Genomic DNA, 25,610 nt, shown 5'->3' on the forward strand with positions numbered 1-25,610 from the left:
GGAAAAGTAGTAATATTTGATGAAAACGAAGGAAAGAAGGGGTAATGATGAAAGCAGTCGTCATCGATCAATATGGATCCACGGATCAATTACATGAAATAGAGATGGAAAAACCGTCAATTGAAGCAGGACAGGTTTTAGTCGAAATGCATGCCACCTCTGTCAATCCGATTGATTGGAAGCTGAGAGAAGGTTATTTGAAAGAAATGCTGCCGTTTGATTTCCCGATAATTTTAGGGTGGGATGCCGCTGGAATCGTAAAAGAAACCGGCTCAAACGTATCCCGGTTTCAGCCAGGGGATCGTGTATTTGCCAGACCAGCCACTACCCGGAATGGTACGTATGCAGAATACACCGCCATTGACGAAGGATTGCTGGCAAAAATGCCTGAAAACATAAGCTTTGAAGAAGCCGCTGCCGTGCCACTGGCAGGACTTACTGCGTGGCAGTGTCTCATAGACTTCGCCGAAATAAAAGAAGGCGATAAAGTGTTGATCCATGCCGGAGCTGGCGGAGTTGGAAGTTTTGCAATCCAAATCGCCAAAAGTTTTGGAGCTTATGTCGCTTCCACAGCCAGCGGAAAGAATGAAGATTTTCTGAAGCAGTTAGGCGTGGACCGGTTTATCAATTACCAGGAAGAAGATTTTGCAGAAGTACTGCAGGAATATGACATCGTCGTCGACACATTAGGTGGGGATATACAGAAAAAAAGCTTTGAAATCTTAAAAGAAGGCGGCACGCTCGTTTCGATTGTCGGAGAACCGGACAAGGAGATTGCCGACAGAAAACAAATCAAATCGGGGTCCTTGTGGCTCAACCCTGATGGCGAGCAACTGGCAGAACTCGGAAAGCTGCTGGAGGATGGAAAGGTGAAGGCAAACGTCGGCAAAACTTTCCCTCTGACTACCCAAGGAGTACGCGACGCACATAAACTGAGTGAAACTCATCATGCCCAGGGAAAAATCGTCATAAAAATAAAGTAAAGCAGCAACTAGTGTCTTTCTAAGACAGTTTGATTTGAAAATGACTGGCATAAAAGCCCAGTAGCCAATATAAAAGCCGGACGATATTTCCAAAGTTTTCGAAATACCGTCCGGTTTGCTATTATTTGCCACCGTCAGAAAACAGGGTTCTCTGCAAATAGATTTTCAATCCATATACCATCAAAGTAGCGATTTCCCACAAGCCACACAGGAACTAAACTCGCTTTCTGCTGACACGAACGACCGAGGTTCCTTGAAAAGTCCGCTGTGGATCCTATTTTGGTTAACAGGCTTTATAGTACAATCCATTTGACTATCTTTAATCTCCCGTATTTCTATGAAAAATTGGCGTCCCTCTCGCACCACGAACCCGCAGCAAGACAGGGAACACCACATTCCTGTGTAGAGTGCAAGACCTCTCTGGATAAGAACAAGTTACTCCTGTTCCAACGACCTTCACTCTGACATTTTTTCAATGGCTATGGATTGGAGCCGATTTTCCTCTACTCGCAGAATTTCGAATTGCAGATTTTGAAAATAGATGATTTCCCCCTCCTCGGGAAATCGACCGAATTCACGTAACAAAAACCCCGACAAGATATCCTCTTCTTCCGGTATATCAGTTCGGAACATTTCATTCAATCGATGAAGGGATAATTTCCCGTTACAAACTATTCTGTTTTCTCCCAATTCCTCAATCAAGACTTCCTCGTTATCGTCTGTCTCGTCTTTTATTTCCTGCCCGATCATCGCTTCGATAATATCTTCATTACTTAAGATTCCGCTAGTCCCCCCGTATTCATCGAGAACGATAGCCATATGTTTCCGTTCTTTCAGCATTAGTTTGAACACTTTTTCTATGGAATAAAACTCAAAAACATACAACGGTTCTCCGTCCATGAATTCTTCTAAAGGCTTGTCCTGTTCCAGTGACCAGGCCAACAGTTGTTTAGCATGGAATACACCGATAATGTTATCCATGTTGTCCTGGTAAACAGGATAGCGCGTATGATTGCTGTTCATCACGTCGGACAAAGCAGTTTCATAGGTAGCATCGGCGGGAATGCCGTCGATTTCCATACGCGGGGTTTTCAATGCGTCTCTCACATCTAGTCGCTGGAAATCGATGACCCCCTTTATCCGGTGTTTTTCCTCGCTGGCAAATGTTCCTTCCGCAGTCGCGATATCGACCATCGTGATAAATTCTTCTTTTGAAATGGAAACCTTGTCCGGATCTTCACTGGATACTAGCCGGATAACAAGTCTGGTCAGCTTGTTCAATAGAAAGGTTAAAGGCTTGGTTATCATCATCAACAGACGAATGAACGGAAAAACTATATAGGATACTTTTTCTGCAAAAGCAGCTGCAATCGATTTCGGCAACACTTCTGCAAAAATGATCAATACAAACGTCAAAATCCCTGTCGCCATTCCCACATTGAACCCATATTCGATGGCAACCATTGTTACCAGCGTCGGCAGCATGATATTGGAGATATTGTTTCCAATCAGAATGGCCGTAATCAATTCATCGGGCTTCTGCACCATTTTCAACAGATTTTGCGATCGCTTGTCCCCGTTCTCCGCTTTCGATTTCACCTTCATTTTATTTACGGCTGTCAATGCAGTTTCACTGCCTGACAGGAAAAAAGACGCTACTAAGAAAAAAATAATGGCGAAAAACACGTGTCATCCTCCAATTTTCGTTTTCATTGATAGAGTTCCCCAATAAGTATAAATCATTTGAGAAGGAACGTGCACCCAGAAGGAAAGGTCGCCAGCAAAATTTTATTGCCGCTCCCTTTCCTGTTCCATGCTAAATAAACAAAAGAAGACTCAACGCCATGACAGCCATGCCGCCGATCAAACCATAAATGGATAGATGGGCTTCATCATATCTTTTGGAAGCAGGAAGCAGCTCGTCAAGCGAAATAAACACCATGATTCCTGCGACAGCAGCAAAAATCATTCCAAACATTACATCATTCAGAAAGGGCATAAGAAGAAAATAGGCAGCAACAGCACCGACCGGCTCAGACAACCCGGACAAGAAAGACAGTTTGAAAGCTTTTCGCTTATCCCCCGTGGAGAAATAAACAGGAACCGAAACAGCAATCCCTTCCGGAATATTATGAATAGCAATAGCGACAGCTATCGCAAGACCGAGCGCGGGGTCCTGCAATGCCGATGTAAAAGTGGCAATCCCTTCCGGAAAGTTATGGATTCCGATTGCCAATGCTGTGAAGGTGCCCATTTTCAAAAGGGAGGGATCGCTGACAGTCCGTTTGTGTTTAGACATATCCTCTACTTTCTTTACTTCATGTGGATTCCCTTGCTTCGGTATGATTTTATCAATCAAGGCAATCAACAGCATTCCGGCGAAAAAACCGATAACCGTAAACCAGTGCCCAGGTCCATTGCCAAGCGCGCCGACAAGGGCATCTTGGGCTTTCACAAAAATCTCGATCATGGAAACATAAATCATGACCCCGGCAGAAAAGCCGAGGGAAAAGGATAAAAACTTAGTATTGGTAGTGGAAGTGAAGAAGGCCAGCAAACTCCCGATACCAGTGGCCAAACCTGCCATTAAAGTGAGGGCGAAAGCAAGCATTACATTTTCCAAAGCACATCTTCTCCTCTGCTCACAAGATAGCCATCAAGTGGGATTAGTATATGTTCATCCGCCGATAACTTTACAGGAAATCTCCTGTAAACAAGTATATTCCCAGTAGGCGGATAAATTGGTCTCTGGAAAAATAGTATGCAGCAAGAACATAAAATGTCCATCGAGGAGCTTATCTATCTGGTAATTCATAACCGTCCAACGTGAAGACGAAAATTTAAACAGAAGAGTGGCCAGACAAAAGCATGGCCACCAAAGCAACAACCGGGCGAACTTGAACTATCAATCAAATTCGTTCGACTTTTACTATTTGTGTTCTTTAGATAGATTTCTTATCATCCTGTTGTTTGATGCGTGGTTCGTATCGCTACGGCAAGATACTACGCGTTCCACGGGCACGGCTTCAACTTCCTCAGAAAGCAAAAGACGTTCAGCGTATTTGCCTGCCGACCATGCTTTGCAGGTCAATCCAAAAACATACATATACGGGTAAGCGTATGATGAAACCTAAAAAATATCTGGTGATCACTATAATAAAAAGGCTTCTGTTAAAAGAAACTAATTAAGTGCATTATCTACTTTTCACTAGTAAATTCACCGCTTCTTTTATTAATTCTTCGGAGCTTTCCCCAGCTTCTTGTTCCTCTCGAATGCATCGCTCCAGATTGGTACTTACAATAAGCGCCGCTGTTTTATCCAGAGCACTTCTTACGGCTGACATTTGTGTAACGACATCTCTGCAATCCTTTTGTTCTTCCATCATTCGTACCAAACCTCTGACTTGCCCTTCAATCCTTTTCATTCTATTTTTCATTTGAGCATTGTATTCCATAACGGTACTCCTCCTTCTTCTTTTTACCAGGTAAGAAATAGCCGACTACCCGAAAACCTTTCTTTCTTAACAACCTAATACTCAAATAGCTCTCCGTTCGATCGGAATTAATGACAATCAAATCTTTATCTATAGGCAAATGGACATAATGGCGTTTTAGATAGGGAAGTGGTATGCAAAAAGTATTTCCGTCGATTTTTTCTTTGGACGAGGTTTGGTAGTCCCTTGTATCTAAAAATATCACATCTGATTTGCTATTTAAATCATTTGTCCGTTTTCTCAGTTCTTTGACTCCCTGTACTGGGAAATATCTTTGATAGAGAGTCAAAAAAACGAGTATGAATACGATTGATAAGAAACCCATTGATTCTCCCCCACTCCTTCATTCAAATGCGGTTGTTATCTCTTTTCGATTATAATGTCCGTTTTAAAGAATCTCCATCCATATCTTCACTGCAGTCCCTGTTATCAACAATGCCAGAATCATTTGCAACACTTTCGTATTTGTTTTTTTAGCTGCCTTTGCTCCCAAAGGCGAAGCAATTAAACTAGCAACAACCATAATTGCAGCGGCAAAATACTCTACTTGCCCTGTAGAAATCTTTCCTATCGTTGCTCCGATGGACGATAAAAAAGTGATAGCTAATGAAGAAGCGATAGTCATTCTTGTAGGGATCTTCAAAACGCCCAACATAATCGGGACTAAAAGAAATGCACCGCCAGCACCCACAATTCCAGCGCCAATCCCGACTAAAAAAGCAAGAAATGCCGCTAGCCCCTTGTTGAATGTCACTTGTTCCAAAGGAATTTCCTCCTTTATCTTTTTCGGAAGGAACATCATGATAACTGCAATTATCGCCAACACTCCATAAACGACATTGACACTATTTTCTGATAGATGGGTCGAACCGAATCCACCAATAAAACTTCCGATTAAAATACTAACCCCCATGTAACCAATCAAAGATATATTCAACAATCCGCCTTTCCGATAGGCCCATACACCGCCGATTGTTGCAAATAACACTTGGATGGCAGTAATTCCAGAAACTTCATGGGCACTGAACTCGGCCACTCCCAAGGCAGCAGGAATATACAATAGCATGGGAAAGTTTATAATAGATCCCCCGATACCAAGCATTCCTGAAAAAAACGAACCTACAAAACCCAAGAAGAAAATCGTCACAATAACAAAAAAATCCATGGTTGAACCTCCTTATAAGAAAAGCGCAAGCGCCTTGGGCACCCCCGACAAGCTTAAGCGAATCCTCGAAGTGGCGATTTTTTGCCACATAGAGGCTTCGCTTAAGACCTCGAGGGGGTAGGCGCTGAAGCTAGACAAGAAAAGCGCAAGCGGTGTTTAAAGGATACAGGCTAAATCCGCCACCTCTTGTGGCAACGCCTGCATGACCCACTTCGTGTGGGCCTCCGACAAGCTTAAGCGAATCCTCGAAGTGGTTTATGCTTTCTTATCTTTAAAAAAAGAGGAACCTAGAGCGGTTCCCTCTTTCATCCCTTTTTTATCCAAAATTTTAAAACATCATTTTCTTCGGTATCTTTCAGTAATTCATGACCCCCGGATTTTGCCCATGCCGACAAATCGCTTTTTGCTCCTTTGTCGGTGGCATGTACTTCAAGGATTTGACCAGATTCCAAATCGTTCATTGCCTTTTTTGTCCTTACGATCGGCATTGGGCAAGCCAATCCTTTTGCATCTATTACTTTGGTTACATCCATCTTCAATTCCTCCTTGATATTTTTCTCTTCGTTTTCCTCAATCAACGAACTGCACAGCGGTTCGGCCCGATTTCCATTTCTCTTTGCTTTTCTTCTTCCGGGTCGATCATCCCCATATTTGTTTCACGGATCTCATGGTATGCATTAGGCTGCGGCGGCAAATTTTCTGTAACAAGTTTCCTGAACGCTGTTTCATCCGCTATGTTCAACCCATGATTTTGTTTAAAAAGCACACCCAATTTTTCTCCAACACTTCCATCTTCATTCAATTCATCCATAATCATAAAGTGTGCGGGTAAAACAATTAGTTCCGAAGACAATTCTCTATAACGGGTATACAGGCTTTCTCTTAAATCACCGCCCCAGTCTTCGGCCCTTCCTGCCAAATCTGGTCGTCCAATAGAGTCGATGAATAAAATATCCCCAGTCAGTAAAAACTTGTCATCTACGACAAAAGATGTGGAGCCAATCGTGTGTCCTGGTGTATATAGGGCATGGATATCAATCGCTGTGTTCCCAATGGTTACTTCCTGTCCACCTTCTAATGCTGTATATGTGAAAGTAACTTCCTGTGCATCTTGTGAAGGCATCCAATATGTTGCACCTGTTTGTTCAGCGATTTTTCTTCCCCCAGAGATATGATCTGCATGAAGATGCGTATCAAACACGTTGGTTATCTTTGCTTCTTTACTTTTTGCAAAATCTATAAAAACATCTATCATCCGTGTGGCATCGATGATTGCAGCTTCCCCATCCGAAAGAACCATGTAAGACAAGCAGCCTTTCCCGATACGCACAAACTGATAAACTTCACCGCCGCCTTTCAAGTCTCCTACTTTGACAGGCTCTAAATGTTCACTCCAAGCCTTCATCCCACCTTGCAAAACAGAGACCGTCAAACCTTCGTCAGACAGCATTTCTGCTACCATTACAGACGAACCCTCTTTTGCACAAACCACCAATACCTCTTTGTTTGAAGGGATTTTATCAAGGACTTCATCCACTCCATCCAACAGTTCAAAATAAGGGATGTTCAAATAGTCGAAGTTTTCTCCTTCAATTTTCCAATCTGAAAATGCATCCGGATTGCGAACATCTAAAATAAACAGCTCTTCCTTGTTAATAACCTTCTTCGTGACTTCATGTGCGGTCATCATGTTCACGGCCATATCTTTACCCCCTACCGTATATTTTCAATCAAAAAAAATCATGGTTAATTCTTGTTTTTTCCTTTTCTCAATTGTTCAGTTTTTTCGTTTCCCCGTTCCACTGACTCATGCCGGGCACAACATTGACGACATGTTCAAAACCGTTTTCCGTCAATTTTTGAGCAGCTAGATCACTTCTGCTTCCTGTGCGACAGACGACATAGATTTCATCCTCTTTGTTTAATTCATCCAGACGGTTTTCCAGATCTCCTAGCGGGATAGAAACCGCACTCGGAATATGATTGAACGCAAATTCTGCTGTCTCTCTTACATCGAGAACAACAATGTTTTCCGATAACTTTGCTTGTAAATCTTCATTTGTCGCAGTTATAGGATGTTGTTTTTCAACCGTTTCTTCTTCGGATGCTTTTCTTAAATAGTGTTTTAACGTTGTGCCTTCCTCCAGTGTACCTAAATATTGGTGCCCGGCACTGTTGGCCCACGCCTCGATATCAGCTTTCGATCCTTTATCGGTTGCTTGTACTTCGATCACTTGGCCCGCTTCCACATCTTTCATCGCTTTTTTCGTTTTCACGATTGGCATTGGACATGCCAATCCTTTCGCATCCAACACTATATCGGCTTTCACGTTTTCCATATTACTTCAACCTCCTATACCACTAGGGGTATAATGTAGTTTAAAAAAATTATTCTGTTTTGCCTTCCCAAGCTAACATTCCGCCAACCATGTTAATGGCATCGAATCCTTGATTTTCCAGAAATTGTACAGCTTGCGCGCTTCTGCCGCCTGAACGACAAACTAAAATATATTCGGCCGATTTATCCAAATCGTGTATGCGGAATTCTAACAACCCAAGCGGAATGTTCACCGCACCCGGTATTTTTCCGTCTGCCACTTCAGCAGTTTCCCTGACATCAATAATAGTTAACGTTTGATCCTTCTCCATAAAACGCTGCAGTTCTTTTGCTGTTATTTCTTTCATGCTAATCATCTCCTTTCTATGAAGCTTTTTTAAACAAATACCAATCATTTGCATGGAGAACAAATATGACTCATCCCTTTTCGTGACCAGGGAGAACCTAAACGATCAGATAAACAGGTTTACATTGCCATCTTCTGCGTCACCAAGGTACGCTGCAACCCCTGCATACTCTATATCATCTAAAAGTTCTTCTTTTTGAAGTCCCAATAAATCCATTGTCATCGTGCATGCCACTAGCTTTACCTCTTGTTCTTGGGCCATTTCCATTAAGTTCGGCAGGCTCATTGCATTATGCTTTTTCATGACTTTCTTGATCATTTTAGGGCCAAATCCAGCAAAATTCATCTTCGATAAGCCCATTTTGTCTACACCACGTGGCATCATTTTCCCAAACAATTTCTCCATGAATCCTTTTTTCACTTCCATGCTTTCTGCTTTTCTAAGTGCATTCAAACCCCAAAAGGTATGGAATATGGTGACTTCATGGTCATATGCAGCAGCGCCATTTGCGATGATGTATGCGGCCATCGCCTTATCATAATCGCCGCTGAATAGAACGATTGTTGTTTTTTTCGTTTCTGACATACCAATAAAACCTCCTCTTTGCTGCCCCTAAGTTACCCCTAGGGGTATTTAAAAATGGAAATAAAAATGGGCCTCTGCCCTGTTACCAGTTTCCGTTACAAAATACCGGTAGCTCGTAATGCAAAACCAATAATATACCTCTCGGGGTATTTTGTCAACCAGGAGAATTTCCATCATTAGAATATGAATTGATGTCTACCACTAAAGCCAAAAATAAAATAAAGCATAAGCTTTCCTGAAGTGAAAGCTTATGCTTTATCGGTTTATGATATAGAAAATCCACCAAAACCATCTTCTATGTATTTGGTGGAGACGGTGGGAATCGAACCCACGTCCAGAGATATCGGCACTCAGGCATCTACGAGCGTAGTTGGTATATTATCATTCACTACCCTTTCAGCCTACCAACAGGCTTCCGGGGAGCTAGTCTGATTAGTCTCTTCTGGCATCCTCAGACGGTGGATGACAGCGTAGCCCGCTTCAGTTGAGACCCTTCAATCTGCCACACGGGCGATGGCAGGAAGGATCCTTTAGTGCTGCTTACGCAGCTGCTAAAGAGTAATTGTTTTCTTTGCCAGTTATATTTAGGCGAGTAACGGTTTACGAGACGTAACCTCGACCCGCAGCCTGAGCTCGATCTATCCCTGTCGAATCCGTAACGTCCCCATGTAAAAAAGGGTACAACGGAAAATATGATCAAGCATTATCATATGGAGTTGTAAATGTCCCTAAGACAATTCTTATTATATCATAAATACGCTTTTTTTCAACCCAGTGCAATCATTGCAGGCTTTCCTTGATGGCTCTGTCGACATCACGTTTAGCCTGTTTACGTTTCAGATCTTCCCGTTTGTCGTACTTTTTCTTCCCTTTTCCTAATCCAATCAGCACTTTGGCAACACCATTTTTTATATATACCTTCAAGGGCACAAGAGAATAGCCCTGCTGCTGGGTTGCTCCGATCAGTTTGTCGATCTCTTTGCGATGAAGCAGCAGTTTGCGTGTCCGGGTTGGATCATGATTGAAACGGTTGCCCTGTTCGTAGGGAGAGATGTGCATATTCATCAAGTAAGCCTCGCCCCTGTCGATACGGGCAAAGCTGTCTTTCAAATTCACCCTGCCGGCCCGGATTGATTTAATCTCGGTACCTTTCAAGACGATGCCTGCTTCAAATGTTTCTTCTATAAAAAAATCGTGTCCTGCTTTTCGATTTTGTGCGATTGTGTTCCCTTGTCCTTTTGGCATCCCTATTTCCTCCTATGTTTCCGTACCTTTCATTTTAACAAAAAAACCGTTCGATTCCAATTATCGGTCCACTTTCGTTTAAAAGACTCCCGTACTTTTTTAGTGCAAATCGGGGAGGTCTGTGAGAAAATACCGAAAGAAATATCCCCAGAAGGAGTACGATGACAGTGCCTCAAGACTTATTGCAAATCAGAAAACTGACTTCCGATGATTGGATTTTAGTAAAGCAAATGAAAACAAATCTAGAATACGATTACGTCGTTGATATTTTCCCGGATTTAGTTGATTCAAACGCACATGAACTCTTTGGATTATTTTCGGGAAATCAACTGGCTGCCATTGCAGGTTATACGCTGTTTCCCGGGGGAATGGCGATGCTTGGCAGATTGCGAAGCGATAACCGCTTTCTTTCTCAAGGGCATGCGACAGAACTGTTGGCCTACATCATTTCCAGCCTGAAAGAAAACCCGCAGATCCGGTGGGCGGGAGCGAATACGAATGAACATAACTTTCCAGCACGCCGTGTATTGGAAAAACTCAATCTGGATGTGTTTACAAAGTTACATTCGTTGCCAGCAGTCGATTGCAAACTGCTAACCGGAACGTCAGGGCCAAAATGGGATCGTATCGGTGACGTGAAAGATAAACATGCTTTGCTTGATTCATTGAGTGAGAATGCAATCAATGTTTTTCCTTACGAATGTTATTATCCACTGCCATTGACTCCGGGTTTGCTGACAGATGAATATCTGGCAGAATCAACTTTTTATGTGAGTCCGGACAGGAAACGGTTCTTCACCATAAAAAACGATCACAAGCGCGAATGGTATGCTCAAATTAAATACTTCTGGAACGATCATTTTGAACAGCCTGGTTTCATGGACACTGTCAAAGATCATTTGGCCAAAGATGAGCTTCAACCGACTGCCTGGTTCGATTTTTCCCAGACAGCTTTCGAAAGTATCCCCAATAAGCAGGCGTTCCGACTCGAAGATCCCTGGGTTTTGTATGGGACATGGATTTAACGGAAAAACTTATCGGGTAAATGAATAGTAAGTTTAGTTGATAAGGAGGCATTACGATGGATCAGAACAAACAAGTCACGCTTAACTCCTTATATATTCCATTGATTATTGCCATTCCGGCAAACATTTTATTTTTGATCCGGCTCCAGTTTGGTCTCCCTTACCGCTGGGGCTGGGCAGCGTTTGTCGTATTCACCTTGTTTCTCTTTATTACAGGAGGAATTTCCATTCGCAATAAGGAGACCAAATCACGCATACTAGGGCTTGTTTACTTGATTTCGGCTATCCTGTTCATTTGTTTGGCACTTCTGCTCTCCTGATTCTTTGAAAAACACTCGCTAAAACCTCTGCGAGTGTTTTTTCTACGGTTCCTCTTTTGTAAAAAATATTAACTGCGCAGTAACTGTAATGAGAAGTTTCATTGCCTATTCAAAAAGCGTGCTAATCAACGCTTCGGTAGCATACTTCGCTTTCCGCGGGCACGGCTTCAGCTAACTTGGTAAAGAAAACCGCTTTACCAAGTGGATCTTCAGCTCGTGCTGTTCCCGCAGGAGTCTGCGCATGCTACCTGCGCCAAGAAGTATGCTGATTATCGCAAGCGTAGAAGCGTAGAAACTCTTTCCTTGAAGCCCAACAAGAATTCTTTAAAACGGTTGTCAGGAAACGCATGCTTATCTTCCCAGAAAACAGTTGGAGTTCTGTCTTTTCCCCTTTTCATGGACTTTCTTTCTGCTTGTTTTCCTAGCTATGTCTTTTGATAAAACGGTGCGTCGAGAACCATGAATAAAAAAATGCCTAGTTCATTGTTTCTAAACAGGAAACTTGCCCTAGCGAAGGAAATACCCGAAGACTCCTCGAAAATACAAAACAATTTTCTTCGTGCGATGCATCGCTGCCGCAGCCTTCCTTGTCCTGCGGGAGGAAAGGCCTCGGTGAGATCCCGCAGAGCTTCAGCTCGAGGAAGCTCACCAGCCGCCCGCGGAAAGCGCAGGGTATTTCCGCAGCGTTGGACTACACTTTTCCAGAGACAAGACAACATCAGTTAATGCGCAGTTTCTATCAAAAGCAAATTAACGCAGCCAAGTGCACGGGAAAAGACAAGCAAAAAGGCTGGCGGTATGCTGCCGACAGCCAAAAAATACAAGCCCTACTTCTTCTTTTTCTTTCGTTTCCCATTGCTCTTTTTCGACGAGCCTTTCGGTTTCTTGCTTGCTTTCCCGTTTTGTTTGTTGGTACGTTCCCTTTTGGCCGTGATCACCTTCGGACGATCCGGTGCAACCCGTGCCTTTCTCGGTTTCATTCCGACAATCTCGAAGTCGACCACCCGCTCGTCTAAATTGACATTCACCACCCGGATCGTGATTTCGTCTCCAATCCGGAAAATGTTGCCGGTCCGTTCACCGATCATCGCGTAATGTTTTTCGTCAAAATGATAATAGTCGTCGGTCAAGTAACTGACATGGACAAGTCCTTCGATCGTATTCGGCAATTCGACAAACAAACCGAATCCTGTTACCGAACTAATGACACCATCGTACTCTTCACCGATTTTATCTTGCATATATTCCGCTTTCTTCAAATCATCGGTTTCACGCTCGGCATCGACAGCAGCCCTTTCCATCTCGGAAGAATGCCTGGCGATTTCCGGCATCTTTTTTTTCCAATGCTTCTGTGTTTGCTGATCCAACTGGCCGTTCACCAAATAAGTCCTGATCAATCGATGAACAATCAAATCCGGATAACGACGAATCGGGGAAGTAAAGTGGGTATAAAAATCTGTCGCCAGACCAAAATGACCGATGCTTTGCGGGTCATATTTCGCCTGTTGCATGGAACGCAGCATCAGTTTGGAAATGATCATTTCTTCCTGCGTTCCCTGTACTTCCTCCAATACGCTCTGAAGTGCCTGTGGATGAATTTCGTTCGATGTCCCTTTCACAACGTAACCCAGGTTGGCGATGAATTCAAAGAAATGCTGCAGTTTATCCGGGTTCGGATCCTGGTGAATCCGGTGAATGAACGGAACTTCCATCCAATGAAAATGCTCGGCCACTGTCTCATTAGCAGCAAGCATGAATTCTTCGATCAAACGCTCGGCCACAGAACGTTCCCGTAGTGCGACATCTACTGCTTTTCCTTCCTTATCCACCAAGACTTGTGCTTCTTTGAAATCAAAGTCGATGGCCCCGCGATTCATCCGCTTACGGCGTAGTATGGCCGCAAGCTCTTCCATATCCTTGAACATGGGAACCAATTCCTCATAGCGATCTTTCAAAGCAGGATCATCATCCACCAAAATTTTATTTACGTCATGGTAGGTCATTCGTTCATTTGTTTTGATGACACTTTGGAAAATGTCATGGCTGATGACTTCTCCTTGTGGTGTGATTTCCATCTCACAGCCAAGTGTCAGTCTGTCCACTTGTGGGTTCAAAGAACAAATTCCGTTAGAAAGCCGGTGCGGAATCATCGGTATGACGCGATCCACCAAATACACACTTGTCGCCCGCTCATTCGCTTCCTCGTCAATCGGAGAGCCTTCTTCTACATAGTAAGAAACATCTGCGATATAGACGCCTAACTTATAGTTACCGTTTTCCAATTGTTTAACAGTGACAGCGTCATCCAAATCCTTTGCGTCGGCGCCGTCTATTGTCACAATCATTTCATCGCGTAAATCTTTCCGGTTGGCGATTTCCTCCGGCCGGATTGTTTCCGGTGTGTTTTCCGCCTGTTCCAGTACCGCCTCCGGGAAGTCGATTTTGATTCCATGTTTGTAGATAATGGAAATAATATCGATGCCTGGATCATTTTTGTGACCAAGTATTTGCAAAACTTCTCCCTCGGCACTCATGCGTCCTTCCGGAAATTTGGTGATTTTGACAATCACCTTGTGTCCGTCTACTGCTCCCTTGGAAGCACTTTTCGGGACGAAAATATCATTCGGAATCCGTTTGTCATCCGCCATGACAAAACCAAAATTCCCGTTATCATCGTAAGTACCGACCACTTCAGTGGCAGCACGCTCCAAAATGCGGACGACAACTCCTTCCGGCCGTTTGCCGTGCTCGTCCCTTCCCTCAATCCGGACCAGAACCTTATCGTTATTCATTGCAGATTGTAAATCTGCATGATTGATATAAACATCGTCCAATCCTTCTTCTTCTGGTATCAGGAATGCAAAGCCTTTCGCATGCATTTGTATTTTTCCGCGGATCAAATTCATCCTTTCAGGGGGGCCATAGCGGTTTTTTCTCGTCCTGACCAGTTCTCCTGCTTCTTCCAGCTCATTAAGATTTTTCATCAAAATTTTAAAATCGTCAGCCTCCTGCAAATCGAGAATTTCTTCGATTTCCTGCACAGACAATGGCTTGGACGCATTCTCTTTGAAATAATCCATTATTTGCTGTTTCATCTCGTTTTCCAAACGCTCACCTTCCTTCACTAGTCTTTTATTCGTTACGTTCGGTCTTTTTTATCCAGAATGGTATAAGTATTTCTATTATGCCTTAACTCCATTCCAAGGATTCTAAAAATTGATAAATATCCTCATGAAGCTGGTCTTTTTCTTTGTCGAGTGTTATCACATGGGAAGAATTTTCATACCATTTCATGTCCTTATGGTCCGCTTCCACATTTTCATATATGTAAGAAGCACTGTCCGTATTGATCATTTCATCATTCCTGGCCTGTACCACAAAAGTCGGTGCATAAATTTCATCGACCTTTCCCTTCACTTCAGTAATCAGTCCGCCTAAATCCTTGAACATACGGCTGGAATGGTCTAGCAGTTCCTGGACTTCGCGTTCAATCGTCTGGTCATCTTTTTTCTCCAGTTGTTTAAATTCTTTCGCGAATGCTTGAAACCCCTTGGTCAACTGCTTTTCGTTGTCAAAAAACATCGGTGCGCACATCGGGATGACTGCTTTGACAGGTCGGGAATGTGCTAGCTTCAAACCCAACACCCCGCCAAGAGACAGTCCTGCAATGGCGATTTCTCGGTGTCCCATATCCTCCAGGTGTTTCATCGCTGCCTGGACATCTTCCCACCATTGATCCGGATGGGCTTTGATCAATTCTTCAGGCGGTGCTCCATGCCCGCGATAAATAGGTGCATGGCAAGTATATCCTTTTTTTTGCAGGTATCTGCCCAGCATCCGCACATCAGCAGTATGGCCTGTGAATCCATGTAATAATAATACCGCGCGCTCTCCACCTTCAAACGTAAATGGTTCCGGCAGTTTGATTTTCATAATTGCTTCCACTCCTCATTTTTCGCTGTTTCATGTATTTTCTGTGTGCAACGGAATTTCTGCTTCCTCTTACAGATTTCACCGTCGTGTTTCTCTTCCCCTATTTTAGCTTTCTTATGAAGGATTGTAACGGGATAAGGTTTTACTTGCCGGGTTAAGAAAAGCACAAGCGCCTGTAAAGGAATCAGGCTAAAATCAACACTTCCAATGACAACCCCTGCACGTCCCCCATCGTGCGGGCTATCGACAAACTTCAACAAACCCTCGAGGGCGTTAAGACTGGCCTTCTTATCTTTAAAATTAAACAATCCCCTGCCGCTCTTGCAGCAAGGGATCGTTGGGATACCTTATTCAAATTCAATCAGTCCCGTTCAGGCTCCAGTCTTATGGTTGCAAAATAAAACCGACAACAAACGTGAGCACGAACAAGACAACCGAAGCCACCACGGTGGCCCGGTGAAGAACTAAATCCATTCCGCGCGCTTTCTGTTTGCCGAAAAGCTGCTCAGCTCCTCCGGAAATCGCTCCCGAAAGACCAGCACTTTTCCCGGACTGAAGTAAAACCAATACGATAAGTGCAATTGCATCAATGATTAATAACGTAATCGCAGCTGCATACATGCTGCTCCACCCCCTAATAAACTATCGGCTGATTTGCGCCGATTATAAGTCCATCCAGAAATTATCCTTGTCCAATCTATTTCTTATCCAATAACACCTCATATAAACGGACGATTACATACTAGTAATGTAGCATAATCCCCCGACGCTTAGCAAGCCGATATTAGACGGTTTCCCAAATAAATATTATGATGAAATAAAAGGAGAGGAAAAATATGGAGCAAAAAACGTATTGGCTGACCACGGATGATCACCATAAGGTTTTTGTCCGGAATTGGTACCAGTCAAATCATTCGCCAAAAGCCATCATACAGCTGGCTCATGGAATGGCAGAACATACCGGCAGATACCAGCGATTCGCCGAATTTATGGTTGAACGAAACTTCGCGGTATATGCCAATGATCATCGAGGGCACGGTCACACCGGCAAAAGGCAGGGCACCCTCGGTTTTCTTGACGAAAAGAACGGCTTTGATAAAACGGTCAATGATTTATGGAGCGTAACGAAAACGATTGAAAGAGAACATCCCGGAAAGCCATTGTTCCTGCTTGGCCATAGCATGGGATCTTTTTTAGCAAGACGCTACATCCAGCAGCATAGCCATGCGCTTAACGGGGTTCTTCTCTCAGGAACAGGAAGTCACCCTGGTTTGATAAATAATTTGGGAAAAATACTGGCAATCGCAGAAAGAAAGCGCAGAGGTCCAAAAGTTCCCTCCAAGCTCCTCCATCAACTGGCTTTCGCCAATTACAATCGGAACATTGATAATCGGGTCACTGAATTCGACTGGTTGAGCCGGGATTCCGAACTGGTTCGCGCTTATCTGAACGATCCATTTTCCGGTTTTGTCCCGACAGCAGCTTTCTTTTTAGATTTATTCACAGGATTCGACCATATGGATGATCCGAATGGGATTGAATCCATTGCTAAACAACTTCCCATGTTGTTTTTCTCTGGTAGTAAGGATCCAGTCGGAAAACAGGTGAAGGGTGTTTTTCGCACTGCAGACACATATTATCAACACGGCATCCAGGATATCACCGTCCGGATTTATGAAAATGGACGACATGAAATGTTGAATGAAATAAACAAAGAAGAAGTTTTTACTGACATCGTCAACTGGATCCATGATGTCATGAGTTAAGCTAATACCCGGATTTAAACAGAATGTCCGGGATTTGCCCCTGGCCTGATGTTCCGGAAAACAATCCGTCTCCGCAGCGTTGGGCTGACAACTTCCCCGACCTCCGTTTTTTCCCCCGTTGCTGTATCCGTATTTCCCATCCCACTATAATCCACCCTATATTTAATGGAGAACACGGAAAGATCTGCTTAGGAACATGGCTGTTTTTTCCGTGACTATTTTATGACATCGGTGAATGTTTTTGAATGTTTTTGAACATTTATGATTGAAAAATGTAAGGGGTTGCTTTATGATTTAGATGGTTGAAAGAAAAATAGAGGTGATGACTTATCCTGACACCAGAACGACATCAATTAATTCTAAAGCAAGTCGCCGAATATGGAACCGTTGCCATCCAAGACCTCATCAAACTGACGACAGCCTCAGAGTCGACGATCCGCAGAGATTTGAGCGAACTGGAAAACCAACATAAGCTGGTCCGGGTCCACGGTGGAGCTGCTTCAAGACAAACAATCAGCCAGGAATTAAGCATTCCGGAAAAAACGACCAAAAACCTTCAAGAAAAAAAGCGGATTGCTGCCGAAGCAGCCGCATTGGTGGAACACGATGAATACATTTACTTGGATGCTGGCACCACGACATTGGAGATGATTCCTCACCTGAAGGACAAAAATATCACGGTGGTGACGAATGGTCTCACCCATTTGGACGCATTGAGCGCACAGCAAATAACCACGTATCTGACTGGCGGATTGGTAAAACATAAGACAAGAGCTTTGATTGGCCGCGGAGCCCAGACCGGCTTGCAAAACTATCGTTTTGATAAATGTTTTATCGGGGTTAACGGCATTGATTTAACTTATGGACTGACTACTCCCGATCCCGAAGAAGCATTGATCAAACAACAGGCTTTACATTCAGCTCAACAATGTTTTGTACTGGCGGATCACACGAAATTTGGTCAGGTTTCATTCAGCAAGATTGCAGGTTTAGAAGAGGTACTTCTTATCACCAATGAAAAGGATGAAGACATCCTCTCCCCTTATCAAGACAAGACAAACATAAAGGTTGTGTAACAAATGATTTATACATGTACATTGAATCCATCCGTAGATTACATCATCCACGTCGAACGATTTGAACAGGGAGGTTTGAACAGAGGGAAAGACACCGCTTATTACCCTGGGGGTAAAGGAATCAACGTGTCCAGAGTGCTGCAGCGACTGGGACAACAGAATACGGCTCTAGGGTTCCTCGGCGGTTTTACCGGTGACTTCATAAAAAAGGAGCTGGACAAGGCCCAAATCACCCATGACTTTATTGAAACGGACGGCCCGACCCGAGTGAATATGAAGTTAAAATCAGAAGAAGAGACGGAAATCAACGGACCCGGCCCGGCAATATCCGCAGAACAGGAGCAGAAACTGCTTCAAAAAATCGCCAATCTGAAAAAAGGCGACTATCTGGTTGCCGCCGGCAGCGTTCCTTCCACTGTTTCCTCTGACTTTTATGTGAAAGCGGCAGAATTTTGCCGGAATAATGAAGTGAACATGATAGCGGACACATCCAGTTACGCACTGAAAAAAATCGTCGGCCAGGAAGTATTTCTGGTAAAACCAAACCACCATGAGCTGGGTGAATTGTTCGATACCACAATCACCACCGTAGAAGATGCCGTTCATTTTGGCAGTAAACTGCACGAGCAAGGAGCCAAACATGTCATTATATCGATGGGCGGACAAGGAGCAGTTTATGTTAGCGGCGATACGTACTTGCAGGCACATGTTCCTGCTGGAGAAGTTCGAAACACCGTAGGATCCGGCGACTCGATGGTAGCAGGATTTCTCGCAAGCATTGCAGCCGGGAACAAACCGGAACAAGCTTTTCAAACAGCTGTCGCGGCAGGGAGCGCCACTGCGTTTCAGGATGATTTATGTAACAAAACAGACGTGGACGGCCTGCTCCCTCAAGTCACCGTTCATTCATTAGATAAAGGGAGGTTCTAACAATGAAAATCACAGACTTATTGAAAAAAGACACGATTATTCTTGATTTAAAGGCGTCAGACAAGCCCGGCGTTATCGAGGAGCTTGTCAACAAGCTCGATGAAGCCGGCCGTTTAAACGATAAAGAGGAATATAAAAAAGCGATCCTCGCACGGGAAGAACAAAGCACGACCGGAATCGGCGAAGGGATTGCCATCCCGCACGCCAAGACAGCTGCTGTAAAAACACCAGCTATCGTTTTCGGGAGATCTGCTGAGGGAATTGATTATAAGGCATTGGATGAGTCCCCTTCCCACTTGTTTTTCATGATTGCCGCTTCTGAAGGAGCCAATCAGACACACTTGGAAACCCTGTCACGATTATCTTCTTTCTTGATGGATAAAAAGTTCCGCCAGAAGCTGGAAGAAGCATCCACTGCGGAAGAAGTGATGGCCGTCGTCGATGCAAAAGAACAAGACGAATCCGCCGAGGAGGAAACGACCGATGGAGCTGCTTCCAGCCGGATCTTGGCTGTGACCGGTTGTCCTACAGGAATCGCCCATACTTACATGGCGGCGGACAAACTGAAAGAAACCGCCACTGAAATGGGCATTTCGATTAAAGTGGAAACCAATGGTTCCGGCGGGGTGAAAAACCGTTTGACCAAAGAAGAAATCGAAGCAGCTGATGCTATTATCGTCGCAGCAGATACCAAAATCGAAACCGAACGCTTCCGCGGTAAACCTTTGATTCAAGTGCCTGTAGGCAAGGCGATCCATCAGCCGCAAGAACTGCTGAACAAAGCCATTGAAAAGGATGCGCCGATTTACCAAGGAGACGGAGGTGAAGGTAAGGAAGAAGGACAACAGGAGGAAAAAGGACGTACCGGCTTTTATAAACATTTGATGAACGGTGTTTCCAACATGCTTCCATTCGTGGTCGGAGGCGGTATCCTGATTGCTATTTCTTTCCTATGGGGTATCAATTCAGCCGATCCAGAAAGTGCTGACTATAATCGGTTTGCCGAAATGCTCAATACGATTGGCGGCGGGAACGCCTTCTTCCTGATGGTTCCTGTCCTTGCCGGATTTATCGCCTCCAGTATTGCTGACAGGCCAGGTTTTGCGCCGGGTATGGTTGCTGGTTTGATTGCCATCTCTTCCGGTGTGGAAGGTGCAGATGGCGGTTCCGGGTTCCTTGGCGGTTTGATCGCAGGTTTCCTTGCCGGGTATATCACCCTGCTCGTAAAAAAAGCTATGGAAGTATTGCCGGCTATTTTTGATGGATTAAAAACTGTATTGCTTTACCCAGTCTTCTCGATCGGAATTACCGGATTGATTATGTTGCTGATAAACCCGCCATTGACCACCATTTACACTGGCTTATCCAGCTGGCTGGAAAGCCTGGGTGGTTCCAACCTTGTCTTGCTCGGACTGCTGTTGGGAGGCATGATGGCGATTGATATGGGCGGCCCGATCAACAAAGCAGCCTATACATTCGGTATCGCCATGCTCGATGCTGATAACTTTTCGTTTATCGCCGCCATTATGGCAGGCGGAATGGTACCACCTCTGTCACTGGCATTGGCCACTACCTTTTTCAAAAACAAGTTCACGAAACAGGAACGGGAAGCAGGTAAATCCGCCTATGCACTCGGTGCCTTCTTTATCACAGAAGGGGCCATCCCGTTTGCGGCAGCAGATCCGGCCAGGGTCATCCCGTCTGTTGCCATCGGTTCTGCCATCGCGGGCGGATTGACGATGTTGTTCGATATTGGACTCAGAGCCCCCCATGGTGGTATTGTAGTAGCTGGGCTTGTGGAAGGAAATCCACTACTGTACTTGCTGGCAATCCTGATTGGTTCTGCAGTAAGTGCTGTCATTCTTGGATTCTTGAAAAAAGACCTGACAAAAGAGTAAAATAGGACAGGGAGACTGCCCGTTGTTTGCTTATCATAAATTTTTATAGGAGGTTTTATCTATGGTAGAAAAAACAATGACTATCACAGACGAAACAGGAGTTCACGCGCGTCCAGCGACGGTTTTAGTCAATAAAGCCGGTAACTTTGAATCAGACATCAACCTGGAGTATAACGGAAAATCCGTCAATCTTAAATCGATCATGGGCGTTATGTCCCTTGGTATTCCGAAGGATGCCGAAGTCAAAGTGACTGCTGATGGTTCTGATGAAGAAGAAGCCTTGCAGACAATCGTAGACACCATTAAAAATGAAGGGCTAGGAGAATAAACATAATGAACAGCATTAAGGGTATTGCAGCATCAAGCGGGATCGCGATTGCCAAAGTATATAAATTAGAGGTCCCGGAACTTACTTTCGATAAGAAAAGTATCGAAAATCCTGATGCGGAGATCGAACGCTTAAACGATGCGTTATCCGTATCCAAGCAAGAGCTGGAAATCATCAAGGAAAATGCCAGAAAATCTCTTGGCGACGAACATGCTGAGATTTTCTCGGCGCACTTGCTTGTACTTAGTGATCCGGAGATGATCAATCCGATCAAGGATAAAATCAAATCAGAAAATGTCAATGCAGAAGCAGCATTGGATGAAACGGCAAACATGTTTATCGATATGTTCAAAAACATGGACAATGAGTACATGAGAGAACGCGCTGCCGATATCCAGGATGTCACCAAACGTGTCATGGCTCACCTGTTGAAAGTGACCTTCCCTGATCCAGCACTGATCGATGAGGAAGTAGTCATAGTCGCTGAAGACTTGACTCCTTCCGACACCGCCCAATTGAACAAACAGTTTGTCAAAGGGTTCACCACAAATATCGGCGGAAGAACTTCCCATTCTGCCATTATGGCGAGGTCCCTGGAAATTCCGGCAGTAGTGGGTACGAAGAACATTACCGATACGGCGGAAAAAGACACCTTGGTAATTGTCGATGGCATCGACGGCGAAGTCATCGTCGATCCGGATGAAAAACAACTTGCGACATATAAACAAAAACAAGCTGACTTTGAAGAACAAAAACAAGAGTGGGCCAAACTGAGAGATGAACCGACTAAAACCGCTGATGGCAAGCATGTAGAGCTGGTAGCCAACATTGGTACTCCGGATGATGTAGAAGGTGTAATCAATAACGGCGGCGAAGGTGTCGGACTTTACCGTACCGAGTTCCTTTACATGGGCAAAAGCGAACTTCCTACTGAAGAAGAACAGTATGAAGCCTATAAATCCGTATTGGAGCAAATGGGAGACAAACCGGTAGTTGTCCGTACACTCGACATCGGAGGAGATAAAGAGCTTTCTTATTTGGATTTGCCGAAAGAATTGAATCCGTTCTTAGGCTTCCGCGCCATCCGCCTTTGTCTGGAGCGAGATGACATTTTCCGTACCCAGCTGCGCGCATTGCTGCGGGCAAGTACATCCGGCAACCTGAAAATCATGTTCCCGATGATCGCCACGCTGGACGAGTTCCGTCAGGCAAAAGCGATTCTATTGGAAGAAAAAGAGAACTTGACGAACGCCGGTACCGAAGTTTCTGACGATATCGAAATCGGCATTATGGTAGAAATCCCTTCTACTGCAGTCATTGCACGCCAATTCGCCAAAGAAGTCGACTTTTTCAGCATTGGCACGAACGACTTGATTCAATATACGATGGCGGCTGACCGGATGAACGAGAGGGTTTCCTACTTGTACCAGCCGTATAACCCATCGATTCTGAACCTGGTCAATAACGTCATCGAAGCTGCCCACGCAGAAGGAAAATGGGCTGGAATGTGTGGAGAAATGGCCGGAGATTCAATCGCCATTCCAATCTTACTTGGCCTTGGACTGGATGAATTCAGCATGAGCGCGACTTCGATTCTTCCTGCAAGAACCCAGATCAAAGATCTTTCCAAGGAAGAGCTTGCCTCCTTCAAGGACAAGCTGTTGTCGATGAATACAGCAGAAGAAGTCGAACAGTTCATCCGCGAAAAAACAAATCAGTAAATCGCTGAATTCAAATGATTGAAACAATATTATAGAGACACCGAAACAAAAACCGAACGATGCTTCGAATGGAAACATTCGAACACGTTCGGTTTTTTTAATGACATGCTTGCTTTTATTCTATTGTTTGAAGAGTGCCTTCCCCCCATCGCTACGGCAAGATACTGCGCTTATTCAAAGCAAACGGAGGCAAGGTATATAGACTCCTGCGGGATGAGCACGAGCTGAAGACCCACTTGGCAAAGCGATTTTCTTTACCAAGTTAACTGAAGCCATGCCCGCAGAAAGCAAAATACCTTGCCGGAGTTGCACCTTCATAATAAGTTTATTGCAGGAAATGGAGTTCTTTTCCTTATTTCAAAACCTGTTATCGTTCGTCTTTTGCCAGTGAATGATGCCGGTTTCCCCTAAGCTTTTTTCACGTGTGAGGAGCGGTACATCAACCATAAAAAGTAAGGGGCGCCGATCAAAGCGACCAGAATACCTGATGGGATTTCTTTTGGTACCAACAGCGTCCGGCTCAAAACATCGGCAATCACCAGCAAGACTGCTCCAATCAGCGCAGAAGCGGGCAGCAGCTGTTTGTGACCAGAGCCAAGCAGAATCCGTGCAGCATGCGGAGCCAACAAACCGACGAAGCTTATCGTTCCGACAGCTGAAACACTTGCAGCAGCCAACAGGGAAGCAATCAATGCCATATAAAAACGTGTCCTGGACACTTTCATTCCCAATCCTTTCGCTGTTTCATCTCCAAGCGACAGGACGTTCAGATTTCTTATTTGCAAATATAGAAGCGGAACAAGAAGAAGCATAGGACCGAGTAAGTAATACAGCAGTGCCTCCCAGCTTTTGGCATACGTACTGCCAGACAGCCATGTCAGCGCTGAGGCCACAGCCATATCCGCTTGCACTACGACAATTTGGATAATTGCAGAGCCAAAAGCAGAAACACCGATTCCTAGCAATGCCAACAAAGATGGCTGGAAGTTGGCACGGTAGGATAATCCCATGACCACAAGAAATGCCGCAAGTGCACCGATGAAGGCACCAAGTGGAATAAACGCTGCGGAAAAGGCAGAAAAAATGACCAGCAAAGCCCCCACCCCTGCACCCGATGTAATCCCGATCACCGAAGGATCTGCCAAGGGATTGCGAAGCACCCCTTGAAAGACGAATCCACTGACAGCTAGCAGTCCTCCACTGAGTGCGGCAACAAGCAGACGTGGCAAGCGTAACTGAAAAATCATATTGCGAAGGAACTCCTGCCCGTCGTCAAAAACGGCTGAGAAACTTTGTGTAAGTTGAATGCCATTATTCCCGGTGGCAGCACCGACTACAATAGCGGAAATAAGCAACAGTACAAGCCCTGCAATAAACCACCCGCCTTGAAGAGGAAGTCTGACGCTTCCTGCAAGCATAGCAGTGTTCTTTTCTCCATATTGTCTGCTTCTGTTTCTCAGTACAAGCCATATCAGCCATGGGGCTCCAATCAGGGCCGTGATCGCCCCGACAGGAAGCTCGGAAAACGAAGGATCGACCCATCTTGCGAGCACATCCGCTCCTAAAAGAACATTTGCCCCCCAGATAAAGGACGCAGTCACCAGGCTAAAATGATTACGAAAACCGAGCAGCTTGATTAGATGGGGAGCAATCAGCCCGACAAATCCGATGGGACCTACCACACTCACCGTTACAGCTGTGAGCAGCACCGCAGCAAGTAACGCAATCATGCGGATTCGACCCACTTGCTGTCCCAGAGAGGCCGCTACATCCTCACCCATCCGGAAAATATCAAGCTGTTTTGCAAGAAAAAACGCTACGACCATGCCGATCACAATCAAAGGCATGGAAAACTGTACACCGCTCCAGTCATTTTGGACAAGCGTTCCGGCTCCCCATAAAAACAAACCAGCTGTTTCGTTTTCATAAAATATTTGCAGGACAGAAGTAAATGATGAAAACATGATGGTTACAACCATTCCTGCCAAGACCATTCTGACCGGGTTGGCCGCCGTCCCTCCTGCCAGCCCATAAACAAGCAGGGCGGTGAAAAGACCTCCAAGGAACGCAGGTAGCAATCCTTGAAGGGGAAGGGAGGCAGGAAGAAAGATGGTACTGACAACAACCGCAAAATATGTACCAGAATGAATTCCAAGTGTACTGGCAGAGGCAAGTGGATTTTTCGTGATCGTCTGCAAAATAACGCCGGAGACAGCCAGGGATCCTCCAGCCAAAATCCCCATCACTGCCCTCGGCAGGCGGAGATAGCGTACGGTATGGTGCTCAATGATGTCTTCGGGTGCCACCAAAGCATTCCATACTACATCCCAGGATAAATCGACGCTCCCTTGATTGATGTGCAGAAACAGAAGGGAAACGAGAAGTACGGCTCCCCCTCCAAAAGTGAAAGCCGTCTTCAACCATTTATTCACGTTCAAAAAAGCATCCTTCATACT

The 25,610-nt window shown here is 44.7% G+C and carries 25 protein-coding genes and 1 other RNA gene; 9 read left to right on the top strand and 17 right to left on the bottom strand.

Features of this window, described 5'->3' with window-relative positions; all coding sequences use genetic code 11:
* Nucleotides 1–47 precede the first annotated feature (47 nt).
* Complete coding sequence (locus F6X55_RS19065) at nucleotides 48–983, top strand: NADP-dependent oxidoreductase (protein ID WP_026569514.1); 936 nt, start codon at nucleotides 48–50, stop codon at nucleotides 981–983.
* 456 nt (nucleotides 984–1,439) lie between these two features.
* On the opposite strand, the gene F6X55_RS19070 is transcribed toward F6X55_RS19065, so the two are convergent.
* The 12 genes from F6X55_RS19070 to smpB all read right to left on the bottom strand — a co-directional run bounded on the left by F6X55_RS19070 (nucleotide 1,440) and on the right by smpB (nucleotide 10,157).
* Nucleotides 1,440–2,669 (bottom strand): hemolysin family protein, encoded by a 1,230-nt coding sequence (locus F6X55_RS19070; protein ID WP_153465330.1) that lies wholly within the window; start codon nucleotides 2,667–2,669, stop codon nucleotides 1,440–1,442.
* Between the two features lie 130 nt (nucleotides 2,670–2,799).
* The gene (gene zupT, locus F6X55_RS19075; RefSeq protein ID WP_035426756.1) at nucleotides 2,800–3,594 is read right to left on the bottom strand and encodes a zinc transporter ZupT; all 795 of its coding nucleotides are present in this window, start codon (nucleotides 3,592–3,594) and stop codon (nucleotides 2,800–2,802) included.
* Between the two features lie 583 nt (nucleotides 3,595–4,177).
* Complete coding sequence (locus tag F6X55_RS19080) at nucleotides 4,178–4,438, bottom strand: metal-sensitive transcriptional regulator (RefSeq protein ID WP_026569511.1); 261 nt, start codon at nucleotides 4,436–4,438, stop codon at nucleotides 4,178–4,180.
* On the bottom strand, nucleotides 4,410–4,802 hold the full coding sequence (locus tag F6X55_RS19085) for a rhodanese-like domain-containing protein (protein WP_026569510.1): 393 nt from the start codon (nucleotides 4,800–4,802) through the stop codon (nucleotides 4,410–4,412). Before F6X55_RS19085 ends, F6X55_RS19080 begins: the two co-directional genes overlap by 29 nt.
* Before the next feature lie 63 nt (nucleotides 4,803–4,865).
* Complete coding sequence (locus F6X55_RS19090) at nucleotides 4,866–5,642, bottom strand: sulfite exporter TauE/SafE family protein (protein ID WP_153465332.1); 777 nt, start codon at nucleotides 5,640–5,642, stop codon at nucleotides 4,866–4,868.
* A gap of 305 nt (nucleotides 5,643–5,947) precedes the next feature.
* Nucleotides 5,948–6,175: a sulfurtransferase TusA family protein gene (locus F6X55_RS19095; RefSeq protein ID WP_026772341.1), complete on the bottom strand. Its 228-nt coding sequence runs from the start codon at nucleotides 6,173–6,175 to the stop codon at nucleotides 5,948–5,950.
* A 41-nt stretch (nucleotides 6,176–6,216) separates the two neighbouring features.
* Entirely contained in the window at nucleotides 6,217–7,344 is a 1,128-nt protein-coding gene (locus F6X55_RS19100) for an MBL fold metallo-hydrolase (protein ID WP_153465334.1), read from the bottom strand.
* Between the two features lie 67 nt (nucleotides 7,345–7,411).
* Complete coding sequence (locus F6X55_RS19105) at nucleotides 7,412–7,981, bottom strand: sulfurtransferase TusA family protein (RefSeq protein ID WP_026772339.1); 570 nt, start codon at nucleotides 7,979–7,981, stop codon at nucleotides 7,412–7,414.
* A gap of 49 nt (nucleotides 7,982–8,030) precedes the next feature.
* A complete protein-coding gene (locus F6X55_RS19110; protein ID WP_026569506.1) occupies nucleotides 8,031–8,327 on the bottom strand; it encodes a rhodanese-like domain-containing protein in 297 nt (98 codons plus the stop codon).
* Between the two features lie 105 nt (nucleotides 8,328–8,432).
* Nucleotides 8,433–8,912: a DsrE/DsrF/DrsH-like family protein gene (locus tag F6X55_RS19115; RefSeq protein ID WP_026569505.1), complete on the bottom strand. Its 480-nt coding sequence runs from the start codon at nucleotides 8,910–8,912 to the stop codon at nucleotides 8,433–8,435.
* 304 nt (nucleotides 8,913–9,216) lie between these two features.
* Nucleotides 9,217–9,578, bottom strand: a transfer-messenger RNA (tmRNA) gene (gene ssrA / locus F6X55_RS19120).
* Between the two features lie 114 nt (nucleotides 9,579–9,692).
* A complete protein-coding gene (smpB, locus tag F6X55_RS19125) occupies nucleotides 9,693–10,157 on the bottom strand; it encodes an SsrA-binding protein SmpB (protein WP_026569504.1) in 465 nt (154 codons plus the stop codon).
* A gap of 161 nt (nucleotides 10,158–10,318) precedes the next feature.
* Here smpB and F6X55_RS19130 point away from each other — a divergent pair, with 161 nt between their 5' ends.
* Complete coding sequence (locus tag F6X55_RS19130) at nucleotides 10,319–11,182, top strand: GNAT family N-acetyltransferase (protein WP_153465336.1); 864 nt, start codon at nucleotides 10,319–10,321, stop codon at nucleotides 11,180–11,182.
* Nucleotides 11,183–11,238: 56 nt separating this feature from the next.
* The gene (locus F6X55_RS19135) at nucleotides 11,239–11,502 is read left to right on the top strand and encodes a hypothetical protein (RefSeq protein WP_026569502.1); all 264 of its coding nucleotides are present in this window, start codon (nucleotides 11,239–11,241) and stop codon (nucleotides 11,500–11,502) included.
* Nucleotides 11,503–12,329: 827 nt separating this feature from the next.
* Here F6X55_RS19135 and rnr read toward each other — a convergent pair.
* The 4 genes from rnr to secG all read right to left on the bottom strand — a co-directional run bounded on the left by rnr (nucleotide 12,330) and on the right by secG (nucleotide 16,056).
* The gene (gene rnr / locus F6X55_RS19140; RefSeq protein ID WP_153465363.1) at nucleotides 12,330–14,597 is read right to left on the bottom strand and encodes a ribonuclease R; all 2,268 of its coding nucleotides are present in this window, start codon (nucleotides 14,595–14,597) and stop codon (nucleotides 12,330–12,332) included.
* Between the two features lie 94 nt (nucleotides 14,598–14,691).
* Nucleotides 14,692–15,435 carry an alpha/beta hydrolase gene (locus F6X55_RS19145; RefSeq protein WP_026569501.1) on the bottom strand — a complete coding sequence of 248 codons (744 nt, stop codon included), beginning with the start codon at nucleotides 15,433–15,435 and terminating at the stop codon, nucleotides 14,692–14,694.
* Nucleotides 15,432–15,743, bottom strand: a complete 312-nt coding sequence (locus F6X55_RS19150) for a hypothetical protein (protein ID WP_153465338.1) — start codon at nucleotides 15,741–15,743, stop codon at nucleotides 15,432–15,434. The genes F6X55_RS19145 and F6X55_RS19150 overlap by 4 nt, the downstream gene beginning before the upstream one ends.
* 76 nt (nucleotides 15,744–15,819) lie before the next feature.
* A complete protein-coding gene (secG, locus tag F6X55_RS19155) occupies nucleotides 15,820–16,056 on the bottom strand; it encodes a preprotein translocase subunit SecG (RefSeq protein WP_026569499.1) in 237 nt (78 codons plus the stop codon).
* A 215-nt stretch (nucleotides 16,057–16,271) separates the two neighbouring features.
* Here secG and F6X55_RS19160 point away from each other — a divergent pair, with 215 nt between their 5' ends.
* From F6X55_RS19160 to ptsP, 6 genes are all read left to right on the top strand, one after another.
* Nucleotides 16,272–17,201 carry an alpha/beta hydrolase gene (locus F6X55_RS19160; protein ID WP_026772332.1) on the top strand — a complete coding sequence of 310 codons (930 nt, stop codon included), beginning with the start codon at nucleotides 16,272–16,274 and terminating at the stop codon, nucleotides 17,199–17,201.
* 329 nt (nucleotides 17,202–17,530) lie between these two features.
* Nucleotides 17,531–18,277, top strand: coding sequence for a DeoR/GlpR family DNA-binding transcription regulator (locus F6X55_RS19165; RefSeq protein WP_153465340.1), 747 nt, complete (start codon nucleotides 17,531–17,533; stop codon nucleotides 18,275–18,277).
* A gap of 3 nt (nucleotides 18,278–18,280) precedes the next feature.
* Nucleotides 18,281–19,207 carry a 1-phosphofructokinase gene (gene pfkB / locus F6X55_RS19170; RefSeq protein ID WP_026772330.1) on the top strand — a complete coding sequence of 309 codons (927 nt, stop codon included), beginning with the start codon at nucleotides 18,281–18,283 and terminating at the stop codon, nucleotides 19,205–19,207.
* Between the two features lie 2 nt (nucleotides 19,208–19,209).
* Nucleotides 19,210–21,105, top strand: a complete 1,896-nt coding sequence (locus tag F6X55_RS19175; protein ID WP_026772329.1) for a PTS fructose transporter subunit IIABC — start codon at nucleotides 19,210–19,212, stop codon at nucleotides 21,103–21,105.
* A 61-nt stretch (nucleotides 21,106–21,166) separates the two neighbouring features.
* Nucleotides 21,167–21,433 (top strand): phosphocarrier protein HPr, encoded by a 267-nt coding sequence (locus F6X55_RS19180; RefSeq protein ID WP_026569494.1) that lies wholly within the window; start codon nucleotides 21,167–21,169, stop codon nucleotides 21,431–21,433.
* Nucleotides 21,434–21,438: 5 nt separating this feature from the next.
* Nucleotides 21,439–23,154, top strand: a complete 1,716-nt coding sequence (gene ptsP, locus F6X55_RS19185) for a phosphoenolpyruvate--protein phosphotransferase (RefSeq protein WP_153465342.1) — start codon at nucleotides 21,439–21,441, stop codon at nucleotides 23,152–23,154.
* A 407-nt stretch (nucleotides 23,155–23,561) separates the two neighbouring features.
* Here ptsP and F6X55_RS19190 read toward each other — a convergent pair whose 3' ends face one another.
* Complete coding sequence (locus F6X55_RS19190) at nucleotides 23,562–25,607, bottom strand: iron ABC transporter permease (protein WP_153465344.1); 2,046 nt, start codon at nucleotides 25,605–25,607, stop codon at nucleotides 23,562–23,564.
* Nucleotides 25,608–25,610 lie beyond the last annotated feature (3 nt).

It is taken from the genome of Sediminibacillus terrae (assembly GCF_009602435.1).
In the GTDB taxonomy this organism is placed as follows: domain Bacteria; phylum Bacillota; class Bacilli; order Bacillales; family Amphibacillaceae; genus Sediminibacillus; species Sediminibacillus terrae.

Coding starts and splice junctions, on each gene's coding strand:
- F6X55_RS19080 (WP_026569511.1), bottom strand. CDS start 4,438: ATGGAATACAATGCTCAAATGAAAAATAGAATGAAAAGGATTGAAGGG.
- secG (WP_026569499.1), bottom strand. CDS start 16,056: ATGTATGCAGCTGCGATTACGTTATTAATCATTGATGCAATTGCACTT.
- F6X55_RS19095 (WP_026772341.1), bottom strand. CDS start 6,175: ATGGATGTAACCAAAGTAATAGATGCAAAAGGATTGGCTTGCCCAATG.
- pfkB (WP_026772330.1), top strand. CDS start 18,281: ATGATTTATACATGTACATTGAATCCATCCGTAGATTACATCATCCAC.
- rnr (WP_153465363.1), bottom strand. CDS start 14,597: ATGAAACAGCAAATAATGGATTATTTCAAAGAGAATGCGTCCAAGCCA.
- F6X55_RS19160 (WP_026772332.1), top strand. CDS start 16,272: ATGGAGCAAAAAACGTATTGGCTGACCACGGATGATCACCATAAGGTT.
- F6X55_RS19135 (WP_026569502.1), top strand. CDS start 11,239: ATGGATCAGAACAAACAAGTCACGCTTAACTCCTTATATATTCCATTG.
- F6X55_RS19130 (WP_153465336.1), top strand. CDS start 10,319: ATGACAGTGCCTCAAGACTTATTGCAAATCAGAAAACTGACTTCCGAT.
- F6X55_RS19090 (WP_153465332.1), bottom strand. CDS start 5,642: ATGGATTTTTTTGTTATTGTGACGATTTTCTTCTTGGGTTTTGTAGGT.
- zupT (WP_035426756.1), bottom strand. CDS start 3,594: ATGCTTGCTTTCGCCCTCACTTTAATGGCAGGTTTGGCCACTGGTATC.
- F6X55_RS19105 (WP_026772339.1), bottom strand. CDS start 7,981: ATGGAAAACGTGAAAGCCGATATAGTGTTGGATGCGAAAGGATTGGCA.
- F6X55_RS19190 (WP_153465344.1), bottom strand. CDS start 25,607: ATGAAGGATGCTTTTTTGAACGTGAATAAATGGTTGAAGACGGCTTTC.
- F6X55_RS19100 (WP_153465334.1), bottom strand. CDS start 7,344: ATGGCCGTGAACATGATGACCGCACATGAAGTCACGAAGAAGGTTATT.
- F6X55_RS19145 (WP_026569501.1), bottom strand. CDS start 15,435: ATGAAAATCAAACTGCCGGAACCATTTACGTTTGAAGGTGGAGAGCGC.
- F6X55_RS19115 (WP_026569505.1), bottom strand. CDS start 8,912: ATGTCAGAAACGAAAAAAACAACAATCGTTCTATTCAGCGGCGATTAT.
- F6X55_RS19110 (WP_026569506.1), bottom strand. CDS start 8,327: ATGAAAGAAATAACAGCAAAAGAACTGCAGCGTTTTATGGAGAAGGAT.
- F6X55_RS19085 (WP_026569510.1), bottom strand. CDS start 4,802: ATGGGTTTCTTATCAATCGTATTCATACTCGTTTTTTTGACTCTCTAT.
- F6X55_RS19065 (WP_026569514.1), top strand. CDS start 48: ATGAAAGCAGTCGTCATCGATCAATATGGATCCACGGATCAATTACAT.
- smpB (WP_026569504.1), bottom strand. CDS start 10,157: ATGCCAAAAGGACAAGGGAACACAATCGCACAAAATCGAAAAGCAGGA.
- F6X55_RS19175 (WP_026772329.1), top strand. CDS start 19,210: ATGAAAATCACAGACTTATTGAAAAAAGACACGATTATTCTTGATTTA.
- F6X55_RS19180 (WP_026569494.1), top strand. CDS start 21,167: ATGGTAGAAAAAACAATGACTATCACAGACGAAACAGGAGTTCACGCG.
- ptsP (WP_153465342.1), top strand. CDS start 21,439: ATGAACAGCATTAAGGGTATTGCAGCATCAAGCGGGATCGCGATTGCC.